Genomic DNA, 20,658 nt, shown 5'->3' with positions numbered 1-20,658 from the left:
GGAGATCACCATGAAACTGCATCACACCCTGCTGGCCTCGGCCACCCTGTTCGCCTGCCTGGCCGTTCAAGCCCAGACCGTGTCCATCACCCCCTCACTGAGCAATGTGAACCTGGGCGACACCTTCTCGGTGGACGTGGCCGCGACGGGCTTCCCCGACAAGATCTTTGGCGGCGGCTACAACCTCGCCTTTGACCCGGCCATCTTGCAACTCAACGCCATCACCATCCCGGCCTCGTGGGAGTTCGCCACCTCCACGGGCCTGCTGGACCCGGCATCCGGCACGGTCAGCGACGTGTACTTCAACACCTTTGTCGCCCCCATCAAAGGGGACTTCCTGACCGCCACCCTGCAATTCACCGCCGTGGGCAGCGGCACCTCGGCCATCAGCGTGAGCGAGTCGGGCTCCTTCCCTTTTGGCAATGAACTCGGCAACCCGGTGGCCGTCACCTATGTCAACGGCAGCGTGAACGTGGCGGCCGTGCCCGAGCCCTCCAGCCTGACCCTGATGCTGGCCGGTGTGGCCTGCATGGGCCTGATCGGCTGGCGCAAGCGCGCCTGATCACCAGGGCAGGCAAGCGCACACCGCCCCACACAGCGGCATCTGGCCTGCCAGGGCGACCACTGGCACCAGATTCAAGGGCCTTCGCGACGCGGAGGCCCTTTTTTGTCGCATGCGCATCGACACCGCATCGCGCTTCGCTTAGGGTTCGAGGCCAGGCCTGTTGGCCCCTCCGTCACCTGCTCACCTGCCCAATCTCGCCTGCCCACCATGCCCCAGCCTTCACGCCGACAGCCCATCCTGGCCGCCACCCTGTTCACCGCCCTGGCTCTGCTGGCACCGGCTGCCGCGCATGCCGCTGATCCGAAGCTGTGCGTCTTCGACCTGCAGGGCGCCAGCGGCGAGATGTTCAATGCCGCCAAGGACTACGCGCTGGCCATGCAGGGTGCCGGCTTCAACCTCGTGCTCAAGTCGTATGTGGACGAGCGCGTGGCGGTGGACGACTTCCGCACCGGGCAATGTGATGCCGTACTGGCCACGGCCTTTCGCACACGCGCCTTCAACCCGGTCACGGCTGCCACAGACTCCTTCGGCGCGGCCCTGATCCTGCGCCAGGGCAAGGTGGACCATGCCGCCGGCCACGAGGTCATCCGCATGGCCAGCCAGATCTTCAACGCCCCATCGGCATCGAGCTACGTGGTGCAAGGCAAGTACGAGATGGCCGGCCTGATCGACGTGGGCGCGGTGTACGCCGTGGTGCGCGACAAGCGCATGAGCACGCCCGAGGCCATGGCTGGCAAGAAGATCCTGGCCTTTGATCACGACAAGGCACAGGCCCACCTCATCCTCAAGGCGGGCGCGCAGCCCGTCACGGCCGACGTCACCAACTTCGCCAACAAGTTCAACAACGGCATGGCCGACATGGCGGCCGCACCGGCCATCGCCTTCAAGCCGCTGGAACTGCTCAAGGGCATGGGCCCGCAAGGTGCGGTCTGCCGCTTTCCTTACATGATCATGAGCTACCAGCTCATCATCGACCGCACCCGCTTTGCACCGGCCTTTGCCGATGCCTCCAGGCGTTACTGGTTCAGCCACTTCGACGAGGTGCTGGCCCGCATCAACAAGGCCGAGGCGGACTTGCCCGCCAGCGTCTGGATGGACCTCTCCGCAGAGAACACGCCCAAGTACGCCGAGTTCCTGCGGCAGACGCGCGTGGAGCTGGCCGAACAAGGCATCTACAACGAGCAAGGCCTCAAGCTGCTCAAACGCATCCGCTGCAAGCTCAACCCGGCCGACCAGGAATGCACGATGCCCACGGAGAACTGAGGCGCGCCACCGCGTCGCACCTTCACCCCAACCCGTTCGGTTTATAGCGCTATTCCCAGCAGGAGATACCCGCGTTTGGCGCCGCGAGCCAAGTGGCCCGCATCCAAAGTAAAGAATGATCGCGGGCGTGCCAGAACAATGCGTCAACTCGTCGCACCTCTGATTCAAGGGCGGCGATGCCCCATTTCGACAGCACACTGAAAGGACGACAGCATGTTCAAGATCAAGCACACGCTCGGCGCATTGGCGCTGGGCTTTCTGGCCCTGAGTGGCACCACGGCCCATGCCGTGCAGAACGGCCCCAACCCCACGCTGGACGCCATCAAGGCCGACGGCCCCTATGCCATCACCTCGCAAGCCGTGGCCGGCAATGGCTTTGGCGCCGGCACCATCTACATGCCCACGGCCGCAGGCAAGTACGCGCTGGTCGCGATCTGCCCGGGCTTCGTGTCCGCACAGAGCACCATGGCCGGCATGGCCAAGCGCCTGGCCACGCACGGCTTCGTGGTGGTCGCCATCTCCACCAACACGCTGTTTGACTTCCCCTCCAGCCGGGCCACACAGTTGCTGGCCGCACTCAAGACCGTGAGCGCACTCAACACCGGTGCCGTGGTCGGCAAGATCGACACCACCCGCCAGGCCGTGTCGGGCTGGTCCATGGGTGGCGGCGGCACGCTGGAAGCGGCGGGCGCCACGCCGGGCCTGGTGGCCGCGGTGGCCTTTGCCCCGTGGGACACCTCCACCACCAAGATGAAGGTCAACAAGGTGCCCGCCGCCATCATCGGGGGCTCCTCTGACGTGATCGCACCGGTGGCCAGCCACTCGCAGAAGTTCTATGACGCCATCCCCGCCACCACGCCCAAGCTGCTGGCCGTGATCAATGGCGCCGACCACTTCTTCCCCACCAAGGCCAGCGAGCCCGCCAGCTACACCAACATCTCGTGGATGAAGCGCTTTGCCGATGGCGACACGCGCTACAGCAGCTTCCTCAACGGCAACGACGCGGCCTTGTCGAGCTTCTCGTCCAACGGCCCGTTCTGATGGCCTTGATGGCCACGCCTGTTTGAGCGGACGTGGCTCAAGCCCTTCCTGAGAGACCGGACCCGAACCGATTGGGGCCGGTCTCTTTTTCATGGCTCCCGGAGACCCAAGCAAAGTGACACCCAAGAAGTGGCTGGTGATGGCGAGCCTGGCTGCTGGCCTGGCAGGCCTGGGCCTGTGGGCCTTGAGCCCGAGCACGGGCCCAGCCGTCGACACCAACGGCCAGGTGACCCATCGTGATGGCGTGGCCTCATGGTTCAGCCAGGGCAACGTGCCAGGCCAAGCCACCAGCGAAGCGACACCGACGGCTGATGGCGCATCCGCACCTGACCACCAAAAGCCCGCCTCGCCCCTGGACACCATGACCCTGCCCACGTTTCGCGCCACCGACAAAGGCACGCTGGTCATGGACCAACAGACACGCCAGGACGTCGAACGCATCCAGGCCCTCTTCCCGCGTGACGAAGCCCTGGCCCGGCTCGACATCCAGGCCAGCACGCTGCCCGCTCAAGCGCAACGCGAGCTCAAGGCGCTCTACCAGCAGTACAGCCAGTACGCGCAAGCGGTGGCACAAACCTACCCGCCTGGCTTGAGCGAAGGCACGCTGGACGAGGCCGCAGCGCAACTCAAAGGCCTGCACGAGCTGCGCCAGCAGTACTTCGGTGCCGAAGGTGCCGAGGCCTTGTTTGGCCAGGAAGAGAAGACCTCGCAGGCGCTGCTGGAGCTGATGCGCAAACAGACCGACCCCAAGCTGTCGCTGCAGGAAAAGGCCGAGTTGGCGCAAGCCGAATGGCAGCAGCAACAAACAGCCAGCAAGCCCTGATCAGCCCGCCCCGGCCCCACGCCCGGCCTGCTCACGCCGGAACGCCCCCGGCGAGCACCCCATCCAGCGCTTGAACGCACGGTTGAAGCTCGCGTGGTCGGCAAAGCCCAGCGCCACCGCCAGCTCCGACAAGGGCATGGCCGTGTCACGCAGGTAGCGCTGGGCCTGCACCTTGCGCACCTCGTCCACCATCAACCTGAAATTGGCACCGGCCTCGTCCAGCCGGCGCTGCATCGTGCGCGTGGGCAGCTTGAGTTCGGCCGCGATGTCTTCCAGGCTCACCTGCCCCGTGTCCAGCCGGCTGCGGATCAGGCCCCGCACCTTGTCAACGATGCCATCTTCGCCCCGCGAGAGCTGCTCCAGCTGCTTGAGCGCCTGGCTTTGGAGCAGGCTGTGGCTGGCCGTGTCATGCGAGACGATGGGCAGATCCACACAGGCCGCGTCACCCCACATGGTGTCCGCCTCCTGATCAAAACGCACCGTGCCGCCGAAGATCTGGCGATAGGGTGCCACGTCCGTCGGTGCGGGCCCCACAAAAGCGGCGTCCAGCTTCAAGTCCGGCCGGCCGGTCAGCCAACGCAGCCGTTGCGCCCACACCGTCAGCGACAAGCGTGCCAGCCGGCAGGATGACTCGGCCGACGCAGGCCGTACGCGCAAGAAGAAGCGCGCGCCCTCGAAGCCGCGCTCCACCTCGAACACGTCATTGAGCAGGTGGTGAAAGCGCCGCAGCAGCTTGGCCAGCTCCACCACCGTGCCGCTGGTCATCAAGGTGAAGCCCAGCAGCCCGGCATGCCAGGGCTTGAATTGCTCGGCCAGTTGCGGCACCAGATCCTGCAAGCCCAGCAAGGCCTCCACCTCGTCCATCAGCGCATGCCACTCGGTGAGCGTGCAGCGCGCCAGCGGGTCACGCTCGTCCAGGTAGCGCAGGTGAGCGGGATCCAGCCGGGGCATCAGGTCCGGCCGGCTCTGCTGCAACTGGCTGACCAGCGTGCGCGCAAAGGTCACGTTGAGCGTGCGGGGTGCGAGAGCGGGGGGCAGACGGGTGGCAGGCATGGGCACCAAATGCAAACAGCGGGGAGTCGCGCAGGGCCATTGTTGACCGCAAGGCATTGCATGCACATCGGTAATCTCACCCACCCAAGGCACTCACAAAGGCCATGACAGAATCACTCCACGCATCAAAACAAAAGGAGAGGCACATGCCCGTGATCGACAACTTCCCCAACCGCAACCAGAGCCTCGTCCGCAAGGTGGCGGTCACGGGCTTCGTGCTGTTGGGCCTGTACCTGCTCAGCCCCGTGGTGGTGATCACGGCGGGCGATCGCGGGGTGATGACCACCTTCGGCCGCGCCGATGACCAGGTCTACCAGCCCGGCATCCACTTCCGCATCCCGCTGGCCCAGTCCATGCACATGATGGACGTGCGCCTGCAAAAGGGCGAAGGGGAAGGCGATGCAGCCTCCAAGGACCTGCAGTCCGTGCACACGCGCATCGCCATCAACTACCACCTGGACCCCAAAGAGGTCGTCAACGTGTTTCGCAACATCGGGCCCAGCGCCGACATCGCGGCCGACCGCATCATCATCCCCGCCGCGCAAGAGGCCGTGAAAGCCGTGACGGCGCGCTTCACCGCGGAAGAGCTGGTGTCGCGCCGCACCGAAGTGCGTGATGCCATCGGGGCGCTGCTGCGTGAAAAGATGCAGCGCCACGGCCTGATGCTCGATGAATTCGCCATCGTGAACTTTGCGTTCTCGCGCTCGTTCTCGGAGGCCATCGAGGCCAAGGTCAAGGCCGAGCAGGAAAAACTCAAGGCCGAGCGTGACCTGCAGCGCATCGAGGTGGAGGCCAAGCAGAAGGTGGCCAGTGCCAAGGCCGAAGCCGATGCCCTGGCCTTGCAACGCCAGCAGATCACCGCCGACCTGCTGGCCCTGCGCCGCATTGAAAACGAGCGCGAAGCCATCCGCAAGTGGGACGGCAAGCTGCCCAATGTGACCGGTGGCACCGTGCCCTTCATTCAAGTGGATGGCAAGCCCTGAGCGCCACCGCTAGAATGCCCCGCATGGACACGCGCTCGACCACCTTCACCAGCCTCCGCACCCGCGAAGCCGGGGTCGTCGCATCCAAAGCCAAAAAACAGCTGCTCGTCTGACCGGGGCTGCTGCTGCCGTCAGATGAGCGACGGTAACAGCCTGCCAGCGGTCAGGGCCTTGCAGCCCCACCCCAGCCCAGACAACGCCCAAGCCCATCCGGACGGTTCTTGATACCGGTCTGTTGGTATGTGCATTGGAGCGTTTCATGACTGATCTTTCAGGGATCTGGGTGGCCCTCGTCACCCCCTTTCTCAACCCGGACCACAGCCCGACTGAAGGCCCGGCGGTGGACCACCGTTCACTGCGCCGGCTGATCGCGCACCTGCGTGATGCCGGTGTGACCGGCCTGGTGGCCCTGGGCAGCACGGGCGAGCCCTCGGCACTGGACGACACCGAACAGGATGCCGTGCTCGACACGGTGCTGGATGCCGCACAAGGCCTGCCGGTGATCGCCGGGCTGGCGGGCAACCATGTGGGCCACCTGCACGCCAGGCTGGCCCACCTCAACACCTTGCCCCTGCACGCCGTGCTCAGCCCCGCGCCGTATTACGTGCGGCCTTCGCAAGCCGGTTTGATCACGCATTTCCAGGCGCTGGCCGATGCCTCGCGCGCGCCGCTGATGCTGTATGACATCCCCTACCGGACGGGTGTGCAGATGACACTGGACACGCTGCTCACGCTGGCCGCGCACGAGCACATCATCGGCCTCAAGGACTGCGGTGGCTCGATCGACAAGACCCAGCAGTTGATCGCCGACGGGCGCTTGCAGGTGCTCAGTGGCGAAGACGCCCTGATCTTCCACAACCTGTGCCTGGGTGGGGCGGGGGCCATCACGGCCGCTGCGCAAGTGGCCCCGCGCGAATTCATGGCCCTGTACCAGGCGCTGCGCCAGGGGCAACTGGCACCGGCACGTGAACTGCAGCACCGGCTGGCCCCATTGATGCGCAGCCTGTTTGCCGAGCCCAACCCGGTGCTGGTCAAGGCCGAGCTGGCGCGGCAAGGGCTGGTGCTGCCGCATGTGCGCCCGCCGTTTCTGGAGGCCAGCTCAAGCGCCGTGCAGGCCGTTGAAGCCGATATGCGCGCACTGGCCAGCGGGTCGTGATGCGCGTTGAAGACCCAGTGATCAGGCCGGCACGTCGATCCAGCATGCGATCAACAGCTGCCCGCCCCACATGACCGGGGGCCCGCTGCGTCGCGCATCCACACCCACGCGGCGCAGCAGGCGCTCCATGCCATAAGGCGAGACGGTGATCAGGCGCTTGGCGCCCAGCTCGGCGGCCCGCTCCAGCACGGCGTGAGCCAGCAGGCGGGTGCGCATCAGGTCGCCCTCGGTGTCCAGGCCATTGCTGTTGCTGATGGGGTTGATGCAGTCGTTGGCGTCCGCATCCGCGCGGTTGGCCGAGCTGGCCCAGGTGGCAAAGCGGGACACCTCCCACACGGTGGCATCCGCCGGCAGGGGCTGCCCATGCATCAGCACGGGGAACACTTCGCCCAGCAGATACGGGCGGTCCGTGGGCAGCAAGCGGGCGCAGCCACAGAGGCTGCCGTCATCCTGACTGGCGAGGACGTATTCCGTGTCCACGCGATCAAACTGGTCCTGCTCCTGCCCGACAGGGCAATCGAGCGGCCAGCCCAATCGGTTGACGAACACCTCGTACCGGTATGCAGACAAATCCCTGTACGCGATATCTGACATATCCGCTTTTTTACCGAAGATCGTCTTCATGAACACTCCCCAAATGGGGATATTCAAGTGCACGCCCTCCACGCGCTCAACTGAAACCAATGACAGTTGCCACGCCCTGGCGCTTGTGCATCGAGCCTGTGCGCCTCAGTGCAGCACCGAGGGCACCCCCACGGAAACCGCGGGCACCAGAGGCGCCACATGCGCCAGCTCCACCGCCAGCTGTTGCGGCCACGACAGGCTGGCCAGGTGCTGGCGCAACAGGTACTCGGATGCCTTGGCACCGAGGTCGGTCATGGCCTCCACGGTGACCAGCATCACGTTGCTGCGCACGTCCCAGGGCACCATGCGCCACTGTGCGGTCAGCGCATCGACATACCAATCCCACCCGATTGACAGATGGATGGCCGGCACCCACCATTCCGTATACCCAGCCTGACGACAGGGTATGCAAAGGCTGTCCAGCATGCCTTTTACACTGGGGTCTTGTGCGCTGCACAAATGCACCAGCCGCATGGCTTTCAACTCCGCCAGCGTCAGGCGCAGGTAACCGTCAGGGTGGTGCTGGGTTTGCGGTAATCGTTTCATCATCAAATGATGTTAGGTGATTCGATCACATCGCGGGATGTCAGAAATATCAGGTCGAAGAGGTGCGCTTGATCCTGTCCAGCCAGACGATTCTGCAAGAGGCCATCGGCAGTGGCGGCTTGACCGCGGCCATCGGGCACCTCACCCAGGTCTCCCAGAACCTGGGCTTCCCCTTCTTTGCCTACGGCGTGAAATGCCCGCTGCCGATCTCTCAGCCCCGCATCGAGATGGTCAGCAACTACCCCGAGGCCTGGCAACAGCAGTACCAGAGCCACCACTACGTCCAGATCGACCCCACCGTGCGGCACTGCACCAGGGCGCCCACGCCCGTGTTGTGGGATGCCTCGGCCTTTGACGAGCGCGTCTTCGGCGAACAAGCCATGGCCCACGGCATCCGCAACGGGGTCTCGATCGGTGTGCGGGACGCCCAGGGCCGTCTCGGCATGGTGACCCTGGCCCGCGACCAGACGCTGTGCACGCCTGATGAATTTGCCCACATCGAAGGCAACCTGGCCTTGCTGGGGCAACTCACGCACGCCGCCCTGGTGGAAAAACTCACCCAGCGCAGCAGCCAGCCTGGGCCCGCACTCAGCGAGCGGGAACTGGAAGTGCTCAAGTGGACCGCCGAAGGCAAGACCTCCGGCGAGGTGGCCATGATCATGAACATCACCGAGCGCACCGTGAACTTCCACATCAGCAACTGCATCGTGAAGCTGGACGCCTCCAACAAGCTGCACGCAGCGGTCAAGGCGGCCATGTCGGGCCTGCTGGGCTGATCTCCTCGGCTTCTTCAGCAGGTTGACGCCTTCATCGAAGGTCTGCACGCTCCTTGAACATCGAAAAAGGCTCCCTGGATTTTTGTGTATGGGCAGGGAGTGTGTGCACGCGCCCGCATCCGGGCAACTGTCATGGTTGACAGTTCCCGCCAGGCCGCGTTCATGCGGGGATGCGTGTACGGGGCGGATCAGGCCTGAGCGGGCTCGCTCACCGGCGCATCATGGCCACCGGCCTGCTGCAGGCGCCACATCTGTGCATACCGCCCGTTGGCGGCCAGCAACTGCGGGTGCGTGCCACGCTCGATGATGCGGCCATGGTCCATCACCAGGATCTCGTGCGCGTGCACGATGGTGGACAGGCGGTGCGCGATGACCAGCACCGTCTTGCCTTGCGCCACCGCCGCCAGCTCGGCCTGGATGGCGCGCTCGTTGGCCGAGTCCAGGGCCGAGGTGGCCTCGTCGAACACGAGGATGGGCGGGTCTTTCAGCAAGGTGCGGGCAATGGCCACGCGCTGCTTCTCGCCGCCCGAGAGCTTGAGCCCCCGCTCGCCCACCATGGTCTCGTAGCCCTTGGGCGTACTGGTGATGAAGTCGTGGATGCGCGCCGCCTTGGCCGCGGCGATCACCTCGTCCTGCGTGGCCTCGGGGCGGCCATAAGCGATGTTGTAGGCCACCGTGTCATTGAACAGCACGGTGTCCTGCGGCACGATGCCGATGCTGCGGCGCAGGCTGTCTTGCGTCAGGCCCTTGATGTCGTGGCCATTGACGGTGACACGGCCGCCCTGCACGTCATAGAAGCGGTACAGCAGGCGCGCCAGCGTGGACTTGCCCGAGCCCGACGGGCCCACCACGGCCACGGTCTGCCCGGCCGGGATCTCGAAGCTCACGTCATGCAGGATGGGGCGTGCGGGGTCGTAGGCAAACTCGACGTGATCAAAGCGCACGGAAGGTGACTGGTAGGGCGGCCCCTTGAGCAGCAGCGGCTTGGCGTCAGGCGAGTCGGCCACCTCGCGGTCACGCTGCATCAGCGTGAACATCTTGTCCAGGTCGGCCAGCGACTGCTTGATCTCGCGGTAGATCACGCCCAGGAAGTTCAGCGGGATGTAGAGCTGGATCATGAAGGCGTTGACCATGACCAGGTCGCCCACCGTCATGCGCCCGGCCACCACGCCGCCGGTGGCGCGCCACAGCATCAGGATCAGGCCGATGGCGATGATGGTCTGCTGACCGGTGTTGAGCAGGGACAAGGTCTGCTGGCTCTTGACCCCGGCACGGCGCAGGCGCTCCAGGGCCTCGTCGTAACGGCGCGTCTCGAAGGCTTCGTTGTTGAAGTACTTGACGGTTTCGTAGTTGAGCAGCGAATCGATGGCGCGCGTGTGGGCCTTGGAGTCCAGCTCGTTCATCTCACGGCGAAAGCGCGTGCGCCATTGTGTGACCGACACGGTGAAGGTGATGTAGATCACCAGTGCGGCCAGCGTGATCCAGGCAAAGGCCATGTCGAACTTGACGGCCAGCAAGGACAGCACCATCGTGACCTCGATCAAGGTGGGCACGATGCTGTAGAGCGAATACGAGATCAGCGAATGCACGGCACGCGTGCCACGCTCGATGTCGCGCGTCATGCCGCCGGTCTGGCGCTCCAGGTGAAAGCGCAGGCTCAGGGCATGCAGGTGCGAGAACACCTGCAGCGAGATGCTGCGTGCTGCGCCTTCCGTGGCCTTGGCAAACACCAGCTCGCGCAGCTCGGTGAACAGCGAAGTCGACAGGCGCAGCAACCCGTAAGCCACCAGCAGGCCCACCGGCACCACCAGCATGGCCTGGGCGCTGTCGGGATGCGGGGCCAGCTTGTCCACCAGGGACTTGAGCAACAGCGGCACGCCCACGTTGGCCACCTTGGCACCGATCATGAAGGCCAGGGCCAGCACCACGCGGCCCTTGTAGGCCCACAGATAGGGCCACAGGCGGGCCAGGGTATCGCGGTCGGAACGGGGGGGTTCCGTGGCGGAAGCCTGGTTTTCAGGCGCGGGGATGTGTGCGTAGCGGCGCATTCTGGAACAATGCTTCTTTCTGATGTAGTAGCTGGCGATTGTCAGCCCGATTCCCCATGACCGTTGCACCACCGCCCAATACCCTGCTGACCCCGACCGACCTGCACCCCGAGATGGAGCTGGTCATGCGGGTGATGCCCATGCCCAAGGACGCCAATGGCAACGGCGACATCTTTGGCGGCTGGATCATGTCGCAGGTGGACCTGGCGGCCTGCGTGCTGCCCGCCCGCGTGTCCCGAGGCCGCGTCACCACGGTGGCGGTCAACGAGTTCGTTTTCCGCAATGCGGTGTCCGTGGGGGACGTGTTGTCCTTCTACGCCCGCGTCGAGAAGATCGGCAACACCTCGATCAAGGTGCATGTCGAGGTCTGGGCCGAGCGCCGCCCGGCCGACCCGCTGCTGGTCAAGGTCACCGAGGCCCACGTCACCTATGTGGCCATCGACCGCGACGGCAAGCCGCGGCCGGTTCGCCCCGCCTGAAGCCACCGCGCCGGGCCATTGACCATGATGTGAGCGCATGTTGCCCTGCGAGGGGAACAAAGCGCGCCGGCGCGTGTCACACTGTGTCCCTCTGTCACTGCATCGTCTTACCGCCATGACACACCGCTACCGCCACATCCAAGCCCCGTCCCGCCAGGCACGTGCCATCAGCTTGCAGGCGCAACGCCAGCGGATGGTGATGCGCGTGGTCAGCGCCCTCGTCGGCCTGACGCTGGTTGCGGGTGGCTTGCTGACGGCGCTCAACGCGCATGCCGGCACCACGGCCACCACCCCGTCCACGGCCTCGGCGGCTTCTGCGGCAGCCGCCACGCATGGCACGGTGCAGTCCGTGCAAGCCGTTCAGGTCAAGGGCAAAGGCAGCGGCGTGGGCGTGGTGGCCGGTGCCGTGCTGGGCGGCCTGGTGGGCAACCAGATGGGCAAGGGCACCGGCAACACGGTCATGACTGTGGGTGGCGCCGTGGCCGGTGGTTATGCCGGCAACGAGGTCGAGAAGAACGTCAAGAAGCACACCGTGTACAAGACCACGGTCAAGCTCGACGACGGCTCGGTGCACGAGTACACCGTCAGCCAGCAGTTTGCCGTGGGCGCCAAGGTCAAGGTGTCGGGCAAGAACCTGACACCCGCCAACTGAGGCCACCTGATTTGATGCGTCTCAAGCCCTGCTGGCAAGCGGGGCTCGCGGTTCGTGCGAGGATCGCGGGATGGACGCTTTGAACCCTACCCCGCTCGAACAGGCCCCCGCTTCGCTGCACAAGCAAGGCTGGGCCGTGATCAGCGCCGATACCCTGCTGAACGCGCTGCACACCGACCAGGCCACGCTGGATGCCTTGCACACCAGCTGGAACGACCTCCCCCCCGATCAACACCTGCGCGACGGTGGTCACTACCGTTTTCGGCGACACAGCTGCTTCAAGCTGGAGACGGCGACCGGCACCTTGACGCAGACACCGCACCGTGCCCACTGGCAGCCGGTGACCTACAACGCCCTGCATGGCGGCTTCGAGCGGATGTTCCAGCCCATCGAGCCCGCCGTCTGCACGCACCCGGTGTGGCGCGCCTTGCTCAGCGCCCTGGGTGGCCTGCTGGCGCAAGCCAAGCCCGTGCCCGCCTGGTACATCGAGGCCCACCAGTTCCGCGTGGACACCACCGGTGGCATTGGCCGCCCCACGCCTGAGGGCGCCCACCGCGATGGCGTCGACTTCGTGGCCGTGCTCATGCTGGAGCGCCACGAGGTCAAAGGCGGCGAGACGCGCGTGTTCGAGGCCGATGGCCCGCACGGTGTGCGTTTCACGCTCACCCAGCCCTGGAGCACCCTGCTGCTGGACGACGAACGCGTGATCCACGAGTCCACGCCGATTCAGCCTTTGGGTGAACACGGCTGGCGCGACACGCTGGTACTGACCTTCCGCCAAAGCGCCTTCCAGGATCCGAGCTGAGGCGCACGGGCCGCGCCGCATCAGGCCGTGCCGTATTTGGTCTCCAGCCGGATGCCGATGGCCTGCAGCAGCGGGGTGGGCAGCACACCGCCCGCACACACGATCACCGCATCGTTGGGCAGCGCACGCTCGCCCTCGAGCGTCTTCAACTGCACCTGGTCCGCCTCGATGCGCAGCACGTTCGATTGCAGGCAGACCTCGATGCGTCCGGCCTCCTGCAGTTGCTTGAGCTTCTGCCGGTTCTTGTCCTTCACGCGCGAGAAGGCCTGGCTGCGGTAGGACAAGGTCACCGTGGTGCCCGGCTCTTCGGCCAGCGCGATGGCGGCTTCCAGGGCGCTGTCGCCGCCACCCACCACCAGCACACGCTGGCCGCGGTACTGCTCGGCATCGATCAGGCGGTAGACCACCTTGGCCTGCTCTTCACCAGGCACATCCAGCTTGCGCGGTGAACCACGGCGACCCAGGGCCAGCAAGACCGCCTTCGTGTGGTAACTGGCCTTGCTGCTGCGCACGGTGAAGCTGCCATCGGCATGCTGCTCGATGCCTTCGAGTCGCTCGCTGAACTGGAAGCGCAGCCCGGTCTGTTTGACCACGCCCTGCCAGAAGCTCAGCAGGCTTTCCTTGGCCACCTCGGTGCCCAGGTTCATGCTGCCGACGATGTCGAGCTTGGCGGCCGCGGTCATCACCACCTTGTTGCGCGGGTAGTGGTAGACGGTGCCGCCCAGCGCGTCTTCCTGCTCCAGGATGGCGTAGCGCAGCTTGTGGTGCAGCGCGCTCAGGCCCGCGGAGATGCCTGCGGGGCCAGAGCCCACGATCACCACGTCGAGCGGGGCCTCGGCCCGGCTTTGTGCCACGCGCTGGCGTATGGCCTGCATGGCCTGGCGGCCCTGCTCGGTCGTCTTGCGGATCAGGCCCATGCCGCCCAGCTCACCGGCAATGAAAATGCCCGGCACATTGGTCTCGAACGCCTGGCTCAGCACCGGGATGTCCACACCACGCTCGGCCGTGCCGAACACCAGGGACAAGGCCTGGCTGGGGCAGGCCGTGACGCAGGCGCCATGGCCGATGCAGGCCGACGCGTTGATCAGCGTGGCCTTGCCATCAACGATGCCCAGCGCCTGCTCAGGGCAGGCCTTCACACAGGCACCCGAGCCGAAGCAACGATTGGGGTCCACCACGGGGTGCAGCGAGGCTGGTTCGTTCAGGCCCGCCTGGCGAGATGCGTTCAAGGCCTGCTCGGCCGCCTGCAGCTTGCGCCGACGCAGCAAGAGATGCACGCCCACGGCCAGCACGGCCGCACCACCATAAACAGCGAAATATGCAGGTATCAACATGAAGACGTGAATGTGCCAGCGATGAAGTTCGGTCGAACTGACCAGGATCATCCCGCCCGCCTGAATTCTGTAAGCGATGTTAAACGTGTGCAAATCGCACATTTTCAACAGGTCACTCTGGCTAGAATCGGCCCGACAGGCTCAACAGGCCTTCCTCCAACGCTTGCAGCACAGGCTCCCATGAGTGCCACCAGTTCCACCTTCAACGCGGCCGACACGGCCAGTGCACCGCCCTCTGCCGGCCAGGCTGGCAAGGCCGAGGCCAAGGGCGGCCTGGGCGCAGCACGTGCCCGGCTGCGCACCGACCTGCTCATCTACTTCGGTGTGGCCGCCCTCACGCTGAGCGCCTGGTGGGTCTCGCGGCAAGGCTGGTTCACGCCCTGGTCGCGCACTGGCTACTGGCTGGGCGTCGCAGGCGGCGTGTCCATGCTGCTGCTGTTCACCTACCCCTTGCGCAAGCGCTGGCGCGTCACCTACAACTGGGGCGCCTCCAAATACTGGTTCATGGCGCACATGGTGCTGGGCATCATGGGGCCCTGGCTGATCCTGCTGCACTCGACCTTTCACATCGGCTCCACCAACGCGGCCGTGGCGTTGTTTTCCATGGTCATCGTGGCGCTCAGCGGCGTGGTCGGGCGCTTCCTGTATGTGCGGCTGCATGCCGATCTGCGCGGCGAAAAGGCCACCCTGGCCGGGCTGCGCAGCGCCATGAGCAACCAGCATCAGGCCGCCGACAGCCGCCTGCAGGCCATGCCCAGTGTGCTGGAAGCCCTGCACGCCTTCGAGCGTGACGCCCTGGAAAACGGCCCGGCGCGAGGCGCACGCCACCTGTGGCGCCTGTTCGTGCTGCCCATCCAGCGCCAGCGCGTGGCCCAGCAGTGCAAGGCCGAGGTGAAGCAACGCATCAAGCAGGGCGCCAATGAGCCGGCACACGGGCAGAATTGGTCCAAGACGCAAGCCGTGGCCCGCTACCGCGCCTGCTGCGCCCAGGTGGACGATTACGCCATGGCCGTGCAGCGAGCCGCGCAGTTCCAGACCTTCGAGCGCCTGTTCTCGATGTGGCACGTGGCCCATGTGCCCTTTGTGTGGATCATGGTGCTGTGCGCGCTCTTCCATGTCGTGGCCGTGCATGCTTATTGACCGTCGGGATCGGCCGCGCACCAAGGCGACACCATGAACCTGCGCTGGCTGCGCCGCGGTGGCGCGATCGTCGGCTTGCTGATCGGGCTGCTGCTGGCAGCCCTGTTGGCGGCCCTGTGCTCGCCTGCGCACGCACAATCCATCGAATCCGTGCTGGCGCCGGGTGAGGTCATCACAGGCCACGCCAAGGTCGAGCACGAATGCGCCAACTGCCATGTGCGCTTCAACCCCAAGGGCCAGGACGCCCTGTGCATGGCCTGCCACAAGGAAGTCGGCCAGGACATGAAGGCGCACACGGGCTTTCACGGCCGCCAGCCCAACGCCACCTGCCGCAGCTGCCACACCGACCACAAGGGCCGGCAGGCCAAAATCGTGCAGCTGGACACCAAACGCTTTGACCACAAGCAGACCGACTACGGGCTCAAGGCCAAGCACCTGGACGTAGCCTGCGACAAGTGCCACACCGCTGGCAAGAAGTACTGGCAAGCCGCCAGCGACTGCCTGAGCTGCCACAAGAAGGACGATGTGCACAAGGGCGGCATCAGCGGCAAGTGCTCGGACTGCCACAGCGAGACCGGCTGGAAGAACACCGATTTCGACCACGGCAAGAAGACCCACTTCGTGCTGGAAGACAAACACGCCACCAAGGCCAAGTGCGACGACTGCCACAACAACGGCCGCTACAAGGACACGCCCAAGACCTGCATCGGCTGCCACAAGAAGGATGACGAGCACAAAGGCCAGTTCGGCGCCAAGTGCGAGACCTGCCACGGCGCCAAGTCATGGAAGACGGTCAACTTCAACCACGACACCGACACGTCTTTCGACCTCAAGGGCAAGCACCGCAAGACCGCCTGCACCGACTGCCACACCGGCACGCTGTACAAGCAGAAGCTGCCCGAGACCTGCTGGGATTGCCACAAGAAGGACGACAAGCACAAGGAAAGCCTGGGCAAGGACTGCGCGGCCTGCCACAGCGAAAGCAGCTGGAAGGACCCACCCCGTTTCGACCACGGCAAGACGCGCTTCCCGCTGCTGGGCAAACACGGCAAGGTAGACTGCAAGGACTGCCACAAGAGCGCGATGTACAAAGAAGCGCCCATGGACTGCTACGCCTGCCACAAGAAGGACGACAAGCACGAAGGCACGCTGGGCAAGGCCTGTGTGGACTGCCACTCCGAGCGCGACTGGCGCGCCACCGCCGGCCGCTTCGACCATGACAAGACCCGCTTTGCGCTGCGCAACGCGCACGCGCGCAGCGCCATCAAGTGCAGCGACTGCCACCAGGGCGGGCTCAAGGCCTTCCGCAACACGGACATGGCCTGCTACAGCTGCCACAAGAAGGACGACAAGCACGAAGGCACGCAGGGCAAGCAATGCGCGCAATGCCACAGCGACAAGGACTGGAAGACCACCTTGTTCGACCATGGCAAGACACGGTTCCCGTTAACCGGAAGCCACAACCGCATCGAATGCAAAGCCTGTCATGCAACAAAACGTTTCAATGACGTGCAGCGCGAATGCGTGGCCTGCCACCGAAAAGACGATCGGCACAAGGCCCGGTTCGGGGCCCGCTGCGAAACCTGCCACAACACCCGCAGCTGGAAATCCTGGGACTTCAATCACGACAAGCAGACGTCTTACCCCCTCACCGGCGAGCACATCCGCGTGAGTTGTGAAGCGTGTCACGCCCAGCCGGCGCCCAGAGGCAAAGCCGTGGCCGAGACGGGCCAGCGCTGCTTCGACTGCCACAGCAAGGACGACACCCATGACGGCCAGTTCGGCGGCCGCTGCGAGCAGTGCCATTCGACCAAAGGCTGGAAACAACTTGAAAAACACTTCAGCCTGGGTCAGCAACAAGACCCTACAATGAATGTGCAGTTTTCACATTTAGCAGTTGCAGTAGCCGTTTGCAGTACCCCGCCCTTCCTTCATGACACCCACTCACCTCATCAAACCCTGGATGCAAGCCGCCGCGTTCGCGCTGTTGCTGGTTCTGGGCTTGATGCTGGGTGTGGTGCCCGGGCGGGCTGAGGCCCAGAGCGCCGCCACCAGCAAGTTCGACCACTTCAAGACGGGCTTCCCGCTCAGTGGCGCGCACAGCACGCTGCGATGCGAGTCCTGCCACACCAACGGGGTCTTCAAGGGCACGCCCAAGGACTGCCAGACCTGCCACACCACCGGCTCGCGTCTGTCCAAGTCCAACGTGGTGATGCCCGCCACCCACATCCCGACCAACACGACGACCCAGACCTGCGACAGCTGCCACGGCACGCAGTCGTTCACCAACCCGCGCTTCAGCCACACCACGGGCGTGCCGCCCGGCACCAGTTGCCAGACCTGTCACGATGGCGTGCGCACGCAGGGCAAGCCCGCCACCCACATCCCCACGCGCGCCGCGTGCGACAGCTGCCACACCACACGCAACTGGGCCAGCGCCAAGCCCGATCACAGCGGCTTCAATACGTCGACCAACTGCGCCTCGTGCCACAACGGCGCCACAGCCAGCGGCAAGTCGGCCAACCACATCCCGGTCACGGCCAACTGCATCAGCTGCCACAACGTGAACGGCTGGAAGCCCACGAGCTGGAACCACACGCAGGTCAATGTGGCCGGCACCTGCTCGACCTGCCACTCCGGTTCGTTCCCGCCGGCTGACGGGCGGCCGGCCAACCACATCCCTTATCAGTCGCTCAGCGGCGTGGCCATCGGCAACTGCGACAGCTGCCACAAAGGGGGCTTCAGCAGCTGGAACCCCGGGCTGTTCCACGCCAACGTGGCGGTATCGGGCCAGTGCGCCAGCTGCCACCTCACCTCGGCCTTTGGCCTGACGGCCAAGCCCGCCACACCCACGCACAGCACGGTGACGGGCAATTGCGAGTCCTGCCACAACAGCACGGGCTGGGGCAACGTCAAGGTTGACCACAACAAGCTGCAACCGGGCACGCAATGCGCCACTTGCCACAATGGCTCGACCGCCACGGGCAAACCGGGCAGCCACATCCCGGTCACGGCCAACTGCAGCACCTGCCACAGCACCACGGGCTGGAAGCCCACGAGCTGGAACCACACCCAGGTCAACGTGACCGGCACCTGCTCGACCTGCCACTCCGGCTCGTTCCCGCCCGCTGATGGACGGCCTGCCAACCACATCCCCTACCAGTCGCTCAGCGGTGTGGCCATCGGCAACTGCGACAGCTGCCACAAGGGTGGCTTCAGCAGCTGGAACCCCGGGCGCTTCCACAGCAATGTCAACATCAGCAGCCAGTGCGCCAGCTGCCATCTGAGTTCGGCTTATGGCCTCACGGCCAAGCCCAATGACAGCACGCACAGCACCGTGACGGGCAACTGCGAGTCCTGCCACAACACGAGCGGCTGGGCCGGTGCCAAGGTGGACCACAGCGGCTTCAATGCCAGCACACAGTGCGCCAGCTGCCACAACGGCGGCACGGCCACCGGCAAGCCGGGCAGCCACATCCCCGTGACAGCCAACTGCTTCAGCTGCCACGCCACCACGGGCTGGACGCCGACCAAGTGGAACCACACCCAGGTCACCGTGGCCGGCACCTGCTCGACCTGCCACTCCGGCGCCTTCCCGCCGGCGGACGGCCGCCCCAGCAACCACATCCCCTATCAATCGCTCACGGGTGTGGCCATCAGCAACTGCGACAGCTGCCACAAGGGCGGCTACAGCAGCTGGAACCCGGGCCGCTTCCACAGCAATGTGAGCATCGTGGGCCAGTGCGCCAGCTGCCACCTCAACAGCGCCTATGGCCTGACCAGCAAGCCCGCCGACGCCACCCACAGCACGGTGACCGGGGGCTGCGAGTCCTGCCACAACACGGGCGGCTGGGCCGGTGCCAAGGTGGACCACAGCAAGTTCACCGCCGCCACGCAGTGCGCCAGCTGCCACAACGGCAGCGCCGCCACCGGCAAGCCGGGCAGCCACATCCCCGTGACAGCCAACTGCTACAGCTGCCACAACGTGACCGGCTGGACACCCACGAAGTGGAACCACACCCAGGTCACCGTGGCCGGCACCTGCTCGACTTGCCACTCCGGCGCCTTCCCGCCAGCGGACGGCCGGCCCGCCAACCACATCCCTTATCAATCGCTCACAGGCGCGGCCATCACCAACTGCGACAGCTGCCACAAGAGCGGCTACAGCGCCTGGAACCCCGGCCGCTTCCACAGCAATGTCAGCATCATCGGGCAGTGCGCCACCTGCCACCTCAGCTCGGTTTATGGCCTGACCAGCAAACCCGCCGACAGCCTGCACGCCACGGTGACCGGCGGCTGCGAGTCCTGCCACAACACCAGTGGCTGGACCGGTGCCAAGGTGGACCACAGCAAGTTCACCGCCGCCACGCAGTGCGCCAGCTGCCACAACGGCAGCGCCGCCACCGGCAAGCCGGGCAGCCACATCCCCGTGACAGCCAACTGCTACAGCTGCCACAACACCACGGGCTGGACGCCCACCAAGTGGAACCACACCCAGGTCACCGTCACAGGCGTGTGTTCGACCTGCCACTCTGGCGCCTACCCGCCAGCCGATGGCCGCCCCAGCAACCACATCCCCTATCAATCCATCACGGGCGTGGCCATCACCAATTGCGACAGCTGCCACAAGAGCGGCTACGCGGCCTGGAACCCGGGCCGCTTCCACAGCAATGTCAGCATCATCGGGCAGTGCGCCACCTGCCACCTCACCGCAGCCTATGGCCTGACCAGCAAGCCCAACACCGCGCTGCACGCGGGCATTGCCAGCAACTGCGAGTCGTGCCACAAGTCCACCGCCTCGTGGACCAGCGTCACCTACACGCACTCGGCCGCCAATGCGGTAGGCACGGGCACCTGCGACAACTGCCACAACGGCAGCACGGCCACCGGCAAGCCCAGCAGCCACATCCCCATCCAGGTGGGCGGCGTGAAGTGCGACAGCTGCCACAAGTCGCAGCAGGCCTGGACGACCAGCGTCACCATGAACCACACGGCCGTGAGCGCGCAGGCCTGCAAGACCTGCCACACACCCACCTATGCCGGCGCCGGCGCCACCGCCAAGCCCAACAACCACATCCCTGAAACGCAGCTGATCAATGGCGCGACGCTGGACTGCAAGGCCTGCCACACCAACACCAATGCGGGCGGCTTCGGCACCGCCGTGATGAACCACAACAACAGCCAGGGCAGCGGATCAGGCTGGTGTTATGCCTGCCACAACGCCGGTACGGCCTATCTGGGCAGCATGGAGCGCAAGTCGCTGACCCACAGACAAAAGACCGGTGTCACCGACTGCTCTCAATCCGGCTGCCACCGCCCCTTGGGCACACGCGGCACGGCCTACCGCAGCTGGGATTGAAGTCCCCTGAA

At 65.4% G+C, this 20,658-nt stretch carries 18 protein-coding genes; 13 read left to right on the top strand and 5 right to left on the bottom strand.

Annotated features, from left to right (window positions below):
* Positions 1–10 precede the first annotated feature (10 nt).
* From JY96_RS13895 to JY96_RS13880, 4 genes are all read left to right on the top strand, one after another.
* On the top strand, positions 11–562 hold the full coding sequence (locus JY96_RS13895) for a cohesin domain-containing protein (protein ID WP_161784329.1): 552 nt from the start codon (positions 11–13) through the stop codon (positions 560–562).
* A gap of 210 nt (positions 563–772) precedes the next feature.
* Entirely contained in the window at positions 773–1,828 is a 1,056-nt protein-coding gene (locus JY96_RS13890) for a putative solute-binding protein (RefSeq protein WP_035038291.1), read from the top strand.
* A gap of 213 nt (positions 1,829–2,041) precedes the next feature.
* Positions 2,042–2,869 carry a dienelactone hydrolase family protein gene (locus JY96_RS13885; RefSeq protein WP_052162517.1) on the top strand — a complete coding sequence of 276 codons (828 nt, stop codon included), beginning with the start codon at positions 2,042–2,044 and terminating at the stop codon, positions 2,867–2,869.
* Between the two features lie 115 nt (positions 2,870–2,984).
* Positions 2,985–3,692, top strand: a complete 708-nt coding sequence (locus JY96_RS13880; RefSeq protein WP_035038289.1) for a lipase secretion chaperone — start codon at positions 2,985–2,987, stop codon at positions 3,690–3,692.
* On the opposite strand, the gene JY96_RS13875 is transcribed toward JY96_RS13880, so the two are convergent.
* The gene (locus JY96_RS13875) at positions 3,693–4,745 is read right to left on the bottom strand and encodes an AraC family transcriptional regulator (RefSeq protein WP_161784328.1); all 1,053 of its coding nucleotides are present in this window, start codon (positions 4,743–4,745) and stop codon (positions 3,693–3,695) included.
* 146 nt (positions 4,746–4,891) lie between these two features.
* Between JY96_RS13875 and JY96_RS13870 the strand changes: the two genes are divergently transcribed.
* Positions 4,892–5,728, top strand: a complete 837-nt coding sequence (locus tag JY96_RS13870; RefSeq protein ID WP_035038284.1) for a prohibitin family protein — start codon at positions 4,892–4,894, stop codon at positions 5,726–5,728.
* A gap of 259 nt (positions 5,729–5,987) precedes the next feature.
* Positions 5,988–6,884, top strand: a complete 897-nt coding sequence (gene dapA, locus JY96_RS13865; protein ID WP_035042809.1) for a 4-hydroxy-tetrahydrodipicolinate synthase — start codon at positions 5,988–5,990, stop codon at positions 6,882–6,884.
* A 21-nt stretch (positions 6,885–6,905) separates the two neighbouring features.
* Here the strand turns inward: dapA and JY96_RS13860 are convergent, their stop codons facing one another.
* Positions 6,906–7,508 carry an acyl-homoserine-lactone synthase gene (locus JY96_RS13860; protein ID WP_035038281.1) on the bottom strand — a complete coding sequence of 201 codons (603 nt, stop codon included), beginning with the start codon at positions 7,506–7,508 and terminating at the stop codon, positions 6,906–6,908.
* Between the two features lie 105 nt (positions 7,509–7,613).
* On the bottom strand, positions 7,614–8,057 hold the full coding sequence (locus tag JY96_RS13855; RefSeq protein WP_081961257.1) for a DUF4902 domain-containing protein: 444 nt from the start codon (positions 8,055–8,057) through the stop codon (positions 7,614–7,616).
* A 65-nt stretch (positions 8,058–8,122) separates the two neighbouring features.
* Here JY96_RS13855 and JY96_RS13850 point away from each other — a divergent pair, with 65 nt between their 5' ends.
* Positions 8,123–8,830 (top strand): autoinducer binding domain-containing protein, encoded by a 708-nt coding sequence (locus JY96_RS13850; RefSeq protein ID WP_152606506.1) that lies wholly within the window; start codon positions 8,123–8,125, stop codon positions 8,828–8,830.
* A 188-nt stretch (positions 8,831–9,018) separates the two neighbouring features.
* On the opposite strand, the gene JY96_RS13845 is transcribed toward JY96_RS13850, so the two are convergent.
* Positions 9,019–10,878, bottom strand: a complete 1,860-nt coding sequence (locus tag JY96_RS13845) for an ABC transporter ATP-binding protein/permease (protein WP_035038278.1) — start codon at positions 10,876–10,878, stop codon at positions 9,019–9,021.
* Positions 10,879–10,934: 56 nt separating this feature from the next.
* Between JY96_RS13845 and JY96_RS13840 the strand changes: the two genes are divergently transcribed.
* The 3 genes from JY96_RS13840 (at position 10,935) to JY96_RS13830 (ending at position 12,814) form a co-directional block, all read left to right on the top strand.
* The gene (locus tag JY96_RS13840) at positions 10,935–11,357 is read left to right on the top strand and encodes an acyl-CoA thioesterase (RefSeq protein ID WP_035038275.1); all 423 of its coding nucleotides are present in this window, start codon (positions 10,935–10,937) and stop codon (positions 11,355–11,357) included.
* 115 nt (positions 11,358–11,472) lie between these two features.
* Complete coding sequence (locus JY96_RS13835) at positions 11,473–12,009, top strand: glycine zipper 2TM domain-containing protein (RefSeq protein WP_052162514.1); 537 nt, start codon at positions 11,473–11,475, stop codon at positions 12,007–12,009.
* A 70-nt stretch (positions 12,010–12,079) separates the two neighbouring features.
* Positions 12,080–12,814: a 2OG-Fe dioxygenase family protein gene (locus tag JY96_RS13830; protein ID WP_035038272.1), complete on the top strand. Its 735-nt coding sequence runs from the start codon at positions 12,080–12,082 to the stop codon at positions 12,812–12,814.
* Between the two features lie 20 nt (positions 12,815–12,834).
* Here the strand turns inward: JY96_RS13830 and JY96_RS13825 are convergent, their stop codons facing one another.
* Positions 12,835–14,148: an NAD(P)-binding domain-containing protein gene (locus tag JY96_RS13825; protein WP_035042799.1), complete on the bottom strand. Its 1,314-nt coding sequence runs from the start codon at positions 14,146–14,148 to the stop codon at positions 12,835–12,837.
* A gap of 180 nt (positions 14,149–14,328) precedes the next feature.
* Here JY96_RS13825 and JY96_RS22345 point away from each other — a divergent pair, with 180 nt between their 5' ends.
* Genes JY96_RS22345 through JY96_RS23620 form a run of 3 tightly spaced genes read left to right on the top strand, consistent with a single transcriptional unit; the run spans position 14,329 to position 20,647 of the window.
* Complete coding sequence (locus JY96_RS22345) at positions 14,329–15,288, top strand: hypothetical protein (RefSeq protein WP_052162513.1); 960 nt, start codon at positions 14,329–14,331, stop codon at positions 15,286–15,288.
* Between the two features lie 33 nt (positions 15,289–15,321).
* A complete protein-coding gene (locus JY96_RS13815; protein ID WP_200883518.1) occupies positions 15,322–17,322 on the top strand; it encodes a cytochrome c3 family protein in 2,001 nt (666 codons plus the stop codon).
* Positions 17,252–20,647, top strand: a complete 3,396-nt coding sequence (locus tag JY96_RS23620) for a cytochrome c3 family protein (protein WP_052162512.1) — start codon at positions 17,252–17,254, stop codon at positions 20,645–20,647. The genes JY96_RS13815 and JY96_RS23620 overlap by 71 nt, the downstream gene beginning before the upstream one ends.
* Positions 20,648–20,658: the final 11 nt, after the last annotated feature.

It is taken from the genome of Aquabacterium sp. NJ1, assembly GCF_000768065.1.
Classification (GTDB): Bacteria; Pseudomonadota; Gammaproteobacteria; order Burkholderiales; family Burkholderiaceae_C; genus Aquabacterium.
The sequence above is the reverse complement of the archived record's forward strand: the minus strand, read 5'-3'. Positions and strand labels throughout refer to the sequence as shown.

Coding starts and splice junctions, on each gene's coding strand:
- JY96_RS13895 (WP_161784329.1), top strand. CDS start 11: ATGAAACTGCATCACACCCTGCTGGCCTCGGCCACCCTGTTCGCCTGC.
- JY96_RS13890 (WP_035038291.1), top strand. CDS start 773: ATGCCCCAGCCTTCACGCCGACAGCCCATCCTGGCCGCCACCCTGTTC.
- JY96_RS13885 (WP_052162517.1), top strand. CDS start 2,042: ATGTTCAAGATCAAGCACACGCTCGGCGCATTGGCGCTGGGCTTTCTG.
- JY96_RS13875 (WP_161784328.1), bottom strand. CDS start 4,745: ATGCCTGCCACCCGTCTGCCCCCCGCTCTCGCACCCCGCACGCTCAAC.
- JY96_RS13870 (WP_035038284.1), top strand. CDS start 4,892: ATGCCCGTGATCGACAACTTCCCCAACCGCAACCAGAGCCTCGTCCGC.
- dapA (WP_035042809.1), top strand. CDS start 5,988: ATGACTGATCTTTCAGGGATCTGGGTGGCCCTCGTCACCCCCTTTCTC.
- JY96_RS13860 (WP_035038281.1), bottom strand. CDS start 7,508: ATGAAGACGATCTTCGGTAAAAAAGCGGATATGTCAGATATCGCGTAC.
- JY96_RS13855 (WP_081961257.1), bottom strand. CDS start 8,057: ATGATGAAACGATTACCGCAAACCCAGCACCACCCTGACGGTTACCTG.
- JY96_RS13845 (WP_035038278.1), bottom strand. CDS start 10,878: ATGCGCCGCTACGCACACATCCCCGCGCCTGAAAACCAGGCTTCCGCC.
- JY96_RS13840 (WP_035038275.1), top strand. CDS start 10,935: ATGACCGTTGCACCACCGCCCAATACCCTGCTGACCCCGACCGACCTG.
- JY96_RS13835 (WP_052162514.1), top strand. CDS start 11,473: ATGACACACCGCTACCGCCACATCCAAGCCCCGTCCCGCCAGGCACGT.
- JY96_RS13830 (WP_035038272.1), top strand. CDS start 12,080: ATGGACGCTTTGAACCCTACCCCGCTCGAACAGGCCCCCGCTTCGCTG.
- JY96_RS13825 (WP_035042799.1), bottom strand. CDS start 14,148: ATGTTGATACCTGCATATTTCGCTGTTTATGGTGGTGCGGCCGTGCTG.
- JY96_RS22345 (WP_052162513.1), top strand. CDS start 14,329: ATGAGTGCCACCAGTTCCACCTTCAACGCGGCCGACACGGCCAGTGCA.
- JY96_RS13815 (WP_200883518.1), top strand. CDS start 15,322: ATGAACCTGCGCTGGCTGCGCCGCGGTGGCGCGATCGTCGGCTTGCTG.
- JY96_RS23620 (WP_052162512.1), top strand. CDS start 17,252: ATGCAAGCCGCCGCGTTCGCGCTGTTGCTGGTTCTGGGCTTGATGCTG.